Origin of the sequence: Cellulomonas pakistanensis (assembly GCF_016862755.1) — a bacterium.
Taxonomy (GTDB): Bacteria; Actinomycetota; Actinomycetes; order Actinomycetales; family Cellulomonadaceae; genus Cellulomonas; species Cellulomonas pakistanensis.
This window is the reverse complement of record NZ_BONO01000001.1, coordinates 260144-266756: the sequence shown is the minus strand read 5'-3', so window position 1 is coordinate 266756 and position 6613 is coordinate 260144. Positions and strand designations below refer to the sequence as shown.

At 76.5% G+C, this 6613-nt stretch carries 4 protein-coding genes; 2 read left to right on the top strand and 2 right to left on the bottom strand.

Going from position 1 to position 6613, the window contains the following annotated elements; translation table 11 throughout:
• A partial coding sequence (locus Cpa01nite_RS01290) for a hypothetical protein (RefSeq protein WP_203666908.1) occupies positions 1 to 535 on the top strand: 535 nt, incomplete at its 5' end.
• 166 nt (positions 536 to 701) lie between these two features.
• Positions 702 to 5225 (top strand): ATP-dependent RNA helicase HrpA, encoded by a 4524-nt coding sequence (gene hrpA, locus Cpa01nite_RS01285; RefSeq protein ID WP_203666907.1) that lies wholly within the window; start codon positions 702 to 704, stop codon positions 5223 to 5225.
• Positions 5226 to 5252: 27 nt separating this feature from the next.
• Here the strand turns inward: hrpA and Cpa01nite_RS01280 are convergent, their stop codons facing one another.
• Positions 5253 to 5861 (bottom strand): TetR/AcrR family transcriptional regulator, encoded by a 609-nt coding sequence (locus Cpa01nite_RS01280; RefSeq protein ID WP_203666906.1) that lies wholly within the window; start codon positions 5859 to 5861, stop codon positions 5253 to 5255.
• Positions 5862 to 5872: 11 nt separating this feature from the next.
• Positions 5873 to 6514 carry a GNAT family N-acetyltransferase gene (locus Cpa01nite_RS01275; protein ID WP_203666905.1) on the bottom strand — a complete coding sequence of 214 codons (642 nt, stop codon included), beginning with the start codon at positions 6512 to 6514 and terminating at the stop codon, positions 5873 to 5875.
• Positions 6515 to 6613: the final 99 nt, after the last annotated feature.

The following is a 6613-nucleotide window of genomic DNA, read 5'->3' as shown; positions in this document are numbered from 1 at the left end:
CCCGCCGTTCACGCGCCGGCAGCGCCGGTGGCTGCGGCTGGTCGCCCTTGCCCTCGTCGTGCTGTACGCCGCCGTGGGGTGCCGCGCCGAGGAAGCGCGCACCTACCAGCAGGTCGACATCCTCCGCGACGCCCTCGCCGACGGGAGCTGGGACCACCAGACCAAGAGCACGCAGAACTACGGCTCGGGATTCGTCGACAACATCGTCAGGGGCGCGTGGGGGCTCGCCCGCGTCCACCGCACGCCCGATCAGGTCCTGGAGAACCTGGCCGAGGGGTCCCGCGCCGCCGGGATCAGCCCCCCGCTGTGCGTCCGCCTAGACGACCGCAAACGCGCCGACCTCGCCAGATCCCGGTCGGGCGCGAAGCACGCCTTGTACGCCTCCGAGCCGATCCGGAACCGCCGCGCGTTCGGCTGGCTGCTGATCACGTCCTCCGGCACGAACGAGGACGGCCGACCCAGCACGCGAATCGAGTACGGCCTCGGCCCGAACGCGGGCGGCCTCCGCCTCTCCTACCGCTGGATCGACGGATGACCGACGCCGCGAGGGGTCCCCGTCCTGGCGCCCGGCAGGCCCGGGCCGACGTCCGCGAGGTCCGGCCGGAAGGCGCCCTCGGGAGTCGACGCCCGCACGCACCGTGATCGCCCTGCGCGAATCGAGATCGCGTCCCCCGCCCCCGTGCGGTGACAATGGATCGCCGATGACAGCCGCCGACCCCACCAGCCCCGCCCCCGCCCCCGTTCCCGCGAGCGGCGACGGCGGCGACGCCGCACCCGGGCGCCCGCGGCGCCGGCGCGGCGGGCGCGGACGGCGGCCGGCCGGCGAGACGCGCGGGGCGGAGCAGCGCGGTCCCGACGAGCGCCCGGACGCTCGGCCCGAGCGGCGCCCCGACGCCGACCGCCGGGCCCCGGACCGCCCCCGCAGCCAGGACCCCCGCCGCGGCCGAGAGGCGCGGGCCCGGCGCCTCGCGGCCCTGGCCGACGCCCGCCGCGCCGTGGCCGTGCCGCCCGTCGTCTACCCCGAGCAGCTGCCGGTCTCCGCGCGCCGCGAGGAGATCGCCGCCGCGATCCGCGACCACCAGGTCGTGATCGTCGCCGGCGAGACGGGCTCCGGGAAGACCACGCAGCTGCCCAAGATCGCGCTCGAGCTCGGCCGCGGCCGGGACGGCCAGATCGGCCACACCCAGCCGCGCCGGATCGCGGCCCGCACGGTGGCCGAGCGGATCGCCGAGGAGCTCGGCACCACGATCGGCGAGCTCGTCGGCTACCAGGTCCGGTTCACCGACGAGTCGTCGGACCGCACGCTCGTCAAGGTCATGACGGACGGCATCCTGCTCGCGCAGATCCAGCGCGATCCCGAGCTGCGCGCCTACGACACGCTGATCATCGACGAGGCGCACGAGCGGTCGCTCAACATCGACTTCATCCTGGGCTACCTCGCCCAGCTGCTGCCCCGCCGACCCGACCTCAAGGTCGTCATCACGTCGGCGACGATCGACTCGGCGCGGTTCGCCGCGCACTTCGCCGGCCCGGCGGACGCCGAGCACCCCGACGGTGTCCCCGCGCCGGTCGTCGAGGTCACCGGCCGGACGTACCCGGTCGAGATCCGGTACCGGCCGCTGTCGCCGGACCGCCCGACGGACGACCCGGACGACCTCGACGCCGACGACGGCGCCCGGCCCCGCGCCGGGTCCCGCGGCGCCGCGGCGAAGGGCACGAAGGCACCGCCCCCCGCCGAGGACCGCGACCTCATGACCGCGATCTGCGAGGCGGTCGACGAGCTGACCCGCGAGGGCCCCGGCGACGTCCTGGTCTTCTTCTCCGGCGAGCGCGAGATCCGCGACGCCGAGGAGGCGCTGCGCGGCCACCTGGGCCCGCGCGTCCAGGACGCGCGGCGCCCGGACGCCGTCGAGCTGCTGCCGCTGTACGGCCGGCTGTCCGCCGCCGAGCAGCACCGGGTGTTCCAGCAGCACAGCACCCGCCGGGTCGTGCTGGCCACGAACGTCGCCGAGACGTCGCTGACCGTCCCGGGGATCCGGTACGTCGTCGACCCCGGCACCGCGCGCATCTCCCGGTACTCCAAGGCGACGAAGGTGCAGCGGCTCCCGATCGAGCCGATCTCGCAGGCGTCGGCGAACCAACGCTCCGGCCGCTGCGGCCGCGTGGCCGACGGCATCGCGATCCGGCTGTACTCCGAGGACGACTTCGCGTCCCGGCCGCGGTTCACCGAGCCCGAGATCCTGCGCACGTCGCTGGCGTCGGTGATCCTGCAGATGGTGGCCGTCGGCGTCGCCACCGGGCCGGACGACGTGGCGTCGTTCCCGTTCGTCGACCCGCCGGACACCCGCGCGGTGCGCGACGGCGTGCAGCTGCTGACCGAGCTCGGCGCGCTCGAGACCGGCTCGTCCGGCACCCGGCTGACCGACACCGGGCGGGCGCTCGCGCAGCTGCCGATGGACCCGCGGCTGGCCCGGATGATCGTCGAGGGCGGCCGCCGCGGCGTCGCGCGCGAGGTGATGATCGTGGCCGCCGCGCTGTCGATCCAGGACCCCCGCGAGCGCCCCGTCGAGCAGCGCGCCCAGGCCGACCAGCTGCACGCCCGGTTCGCGGACCCGTCGTCGGACTTCCTCGCCTACCTGAACCTCTGGCAGTACGTCCGGGACGCCCAGCGCGACCTGTCCAGCTCCGCGTTCCGGCGGCTGTGCCGGGCCGAGTACCTGAACTTCCTCCGGCTGCGCGAGTGGCAGGACGTCGTCACGCAGCTCAAGGAGCTCGCGAAGCCGCTCGGCATCACGATGAACCCGCCCCGGCAGACCGACCGCGACCTGTCCGAGGAGCGCGACCCGGCGACCGAGGGCCGCGGCGCGCACCGGCTGGAGTGGGACGCCGACCGGGTGCACGTCGCGCTGCTGTCCGGCCTGCTGTCGCAGATCGGCATGCAGGAGGCGTCCGACCTGTCGGGTGCCTCGACCCCGGCGCGCGGGAAGGGCCGCGACGGCGGCCGCGCCCCGGACCGGCGTGGCCGCAACGAGTACCTCGGCGCGCGCGGCGCGAAGTTCGCGATCTTCCCGGGCTCCGGCCTCGCCAAGAAGCCGCCGGCCTGGGTGATGGCGGGCGAGCTGGTCGAGACGTCCCGGCTGTGGGCGCGCGACGCCGCGCGCATCCAGCCCGAGTGGGCCGAGGACCTGGCGCAGCACCTGGTGAAGCGGTCGTACTCCGAGCCGTCCTGGTCGTCCAAGCAGGGCGCGGCGATGGCCCTGGAGCGGGTCATGCTCTACGGCGTCCCGATCGTCACCGGGCGGCGGGTGCTGTTCGGCAAGGTCGACGCGGAGCACGCGCGCGAGCTGTTCATCCGGCACGCGCTGGTCGAGGGCGACTGGACGACGCACCACGCGTTCTTCGCCGAGAACCGCCGGCTGCTGCAGGAGGCCGAGGACCTGGAGGCCCGGTCCCGGCGCCGCGGCCTGGTGGTCGACGACGACGCGCTGTTCGCCTTCTACGACGAGCGGATCCCCGACGACGTCGTGTCCGCGCGGCACTTCGACCAGTGGTGGAAGGGCGCCCGCCGCCGCGAGCCCGACCTGCTGTCCTTCACCCGCGAGCTGCTGGTCGCCGACGACGGCGGCGTGGACGAGTCGTCGTTCCCGTCGACCTGGCCGCAGGGCGACCTCGCGCTGCCGCTGACCTACCAGTTCCAGCCCGGCGCCGACGCGGACGGCGTCACGGTGCACGTGCCGCTCGTGGCGCTGGCGCGCGTCCGGCCCGAGGGCTTCGACTGGATGGTGCCCGGGCTCCGCGAGGAGCTGGTCACCGCGACGATCCGCGCGCTGCCGAAGCCGGTCCGGGTGCAGCTCGTCCCGGCGCCGGACGTCGCGCGCGACGTGGTCGGCTGGCTCGACGCGCACACCGCCTCGTGGGAGGACACCGTGCGCGCCGCGGACGCCGCCCCGTCGTACGAGACGGCGTTCCGGCAGGCGGTGCGGGCCCTGCGCGACGTCGTCGTGCCGGACGGCGCGGTCGACCTCGACCGGCTGCCGCCGCACCTGCGGATGACGTTCCGGGTGGTCGACGACCGCGGTCGGGTGCTCGACGAGGGCAAGGAGCTCGTCGCGCTGCAGCGGAGGCTCGCGGCCCGGACCCAGGACGCGGTGAGCTCGGCCGTGCGGACCGCGGTGCGGGACGCGATGGCGGACGCGCGGGCGCGGTCCGGGCCGGCGCCCCACGGTGCGGGCGACCCGGCCCCTGCCCGCGGCGGTGCCGCCGTCCCGGGTCCCGGCAGCCGACCCGCGACCGCCGCGCTGCCCGGCTTCGACGGCGCTGACCTCGACACCTGGCCGGCCGACCTGCCGGGCGGCGCCCTGCCCGAGCGCGTCGAGACCCAGGACGCGAGCGGCCTCACCGTGCGCGGCTACCCGGCGCTCGTCGAGCACGGCACGGGCCCGGCGGCGACCGTGCGCGTCGAGGTGCTCGCCGACGCCGGCGAGCAGGCCGTCCAGCACCGCCGCGGCCTGAGCCGGCTGCTGGTCCGCGACGTCGGCCTGGCCGCCGGCAGGGTCACCTCGCGGTGGACCGGCACCCAGGCGCTCACGCTCGCGGCCAGTCCGTACCCGAGCACCGAGGCGCTGGTCGCAGACGTACAGCTGGCGGCCGTCGACCGGCTGCTCACCGAGCACCTGGCCGGCCGGCCGGCCACCGCGGTCCGGTCCGCCGACGCGTACGCGGCCGCGCGCGGGTTCGTCCGCGACCGGCTCGAGGACGCCGTGCACCGCGTGGTCCAGGACCTCGTCGCGGTGCTCGCAACCGCGCGCGAGCTCGACGGCGCCGTCCGCGATACCCGGTCGCTGGCGCTGCTCGGCACGGTCCGCGACGTCCGCGAGCAGGGCGAGCGCCTCGTGCACGACGGGTTCGTCTCCGAGACCGGCGCCGAGCGGCTCCCGCACCTGGCCCGCTACCTGCGCGCAGCCGCCCACCGGCTCGACAAGGCCGCCGGGAACCTCGCTCGCGACGAGCAGCTGGCCTGGCAGGTCCGGGACCTCGAGCAGCTGCTCGGGCAGACGTGCGCGCGGGTCACGAGCCGCACGCCGGTGCCTGCTGACCTGGCGGCGCTGGACGAGGTGCGGTGGCTGCTGGAGGAGCTGCGGGTCAGCCTGTTCGCGCAGCAGCTCGGCACGCCGGTGCCGGTGAGCGAGAAGCGCATCCGCAAGGCCCTGTCGGCGCTGGCCTGAGCCCGTCCGGCGCGCCGCCGCGGACCGTCAGGGCGTGGCGGCCCGGGCGATGCCCCGCGCCAGCAGCGCCACCGTCCCGTCGGCGGCGGCGTCGTCGCGCGACGCGAGCCAGGCCGAGGTGACCCCGTTCGACGCGGCGACCACGGACTCGGCCACCACCCTGGGCGGGACCGCGAGCGGCGCGCCCCCGTCGTCCGACCACCCGCGCAGCATCCGCTCCGCCTGCTCGACGGACGCCGCGTGCTCCCGGGCGGCGACGTGCGCCAGGTCGGGCGTGCGGGCCGCGACGTCGACCAGCTCCGCCGTGAGCAGGTGGTACTCCGGGTCGGACCGCACGCGGTCGAGGATCGCGCGCAGCGCGCCGGCGATCCCGGACTCCAGGTCGTCCGAGGCGGTGACGGCCGCCCACGCGCGCCCGAGCGACGCGTCGAGCTCGCGCTCCAGCAGCGCGCCGAACAGCTCGTCCTTCGACCGGAAGCAGTAGTGGAACGCGCCCTGGGGCAGCCCCGCCCGCTCGGCCACGGCCCGGGTGGTCGCCGCCGCGACGCCGCCCTGGCGCATGACCTCGACGGCGGCGTCCAGGAGCTGCTCGCGCCGCTCCGCGGCCGGGCGGTGCTCTCGGGTCGTGCGTGCCACCGGCGGCCTCCTCAGGCGTGCGTCGCGACGGCCCGGTCGTGGGCCCCGGCCCGCCACATCGGGACGGGCGACGCGGACGGGAACCCGCCGACCCTACCGGCAGCCCGGAACCCGTGGCGGGCGTACAGCGCGGCGCTGCGCTCGGTCGACGCCTCCAGGTACGCCGGCATCGCCGGACGCGCCGCGTCGACGGCGGCCAGCCGCGACGCGATCAGGGCCGAGCCCACTCCGCGGCCCCGGCCGCTCGCGTGCACGCCGATCGCCGCGAGGAACCAGTGGGGCTCGCACGGGTGCGCCGCGTCCAGCGCGCGCTGCAGGCGGAACGCCCCCCGCATGCCCGTCAGGCCGAACGCCCGGAGGTAGGACGGGACGTCGCGGAGCAGGTCGGCGAGCCCGGTCCGGGTCCGGCCCGGGGCGTCCCAGACGGCGACCCCGAGCACGGCGGGGTCGCCGGGCTCGCGGGCGAGGTCGACGGCGCCGTCGCGCAGGCCCTTGCGCACGATCGCGCGGAACACGTGCGCCAGCCGCCGCTCGCGGTCGACGAGCGGGCCACCGACGACGGCGCCCATCACGGCGTCGTCCCGGAAGGTGGCGGCGAGCAGGCGGACGGCCTCCTCGACGTGGGCGGGCGCGGCGGCGGTGACGACGACCATGACGACTCCTCGGATGGGGCGGTTCAGGCGGGACGGCACCACTGTAGCGGCGATTTGGTCGCACGACCAAGTCATCCGCCCAACTCCTCACGGCGACCG